Origin of the sequence: Mesorhizobium sp. M1E.F.Ca.ET.063.01.1.1, assembly GCF_003998155.1 — a bacterium.
Lineage (GTDB): Bacteria > Pseudomonadota > Alphaproteobacteria > Rhizobiales > Rhizobiaceae > Mesorhizobium.
Window position 1 is genome coordinate 1 of the sequence record NZ_RZSC01001357.1, and the last position, 798, is coordinate 798.

The 798-nt window shown below is 65.9% G+C and carries 2 pseudogenes; both read left to right on the top strand.

Annotation, left to right across the window (positions count from 1 at the left end):
* Window positions 1-544 (top strand): annotated as a pseudogene (locus EOA29_RS38565) (beta-ketoacyl-ACP synthase II); the annotation flags it as partial.
* A 103-nt stretch (window positions 545-647) separates the two neighbouring features.
* Window positions 648-798: pseudogene (locus tag EOA29_RS43590) on the top strand (4-amino-4-deoxychorismate lyase); the annotation flags it as partial.

Genomic DNA, 798 nt, shown 5'->3' on the forward strand with positions numbered 1-798 from the left:
CGAGGGCGCCGGCGTCGTCATCCTGGAAGAGCTCGAGCACGCCAAGGCGCGTGGCGCCAAGATTTATACCGAGGTCACCGGATATGGGCTGACCGGTGACGCCTATCACATCACCGCTCCGGCCGAGGACGGCGACGGCGCGTTCCGCTGCATGACGGCGGCGCTGAACCGGGCGAAGCTCTCACCCGCCGACGTCGACTACATCAACGCGCATGGCACCTCGACCATGGCCGACACGATCGAGCTCGGCGCCGTCGAGCGGCTGGTCGGCAATGCCGCTTCGAAGATATCGATGTCGTCGACCAAGTCGTCGATCGGCCATTTGCTGGGCGCCGCTGGCGCCGCGGAGGCGATCTTCTCGATCCTCGCCATCCGTGACAACATCGCCCCGGCCACCATCAACCTCGACAATCCGGAACGCGAGACGGCGCTCGATCTCGTGCCGAACAAGCCGCGCGCCCGCCAGATCGACGTGGCGCTGTCCAACTCCTTCGGCTTCGGCGGCACCAACGCCTCGCTCGTCTTCCAGCGTTACAATGGCTGAGCAGCCAGCAAATCGGCAGGTCAGCCACTTGCCGTCATTTTTGCCAAATTTGCCCCTACGCTTCGGCTAGGGGATTCGTTGCAAGATCAGACGGTAGGGCGCCATGAATACAAATCCGGGCGACGGCGGGGAATTCGGACAGCGTCAGACGCAAGGGCCGATCGTGCCCAAGACAGCCGCCGAGGCCCTGCGGCCCGAGGCCGGCACCCCGCCGCCGTCGAAACGCTCCCGCGCCTCGCGCAGCCAGGTCGTCG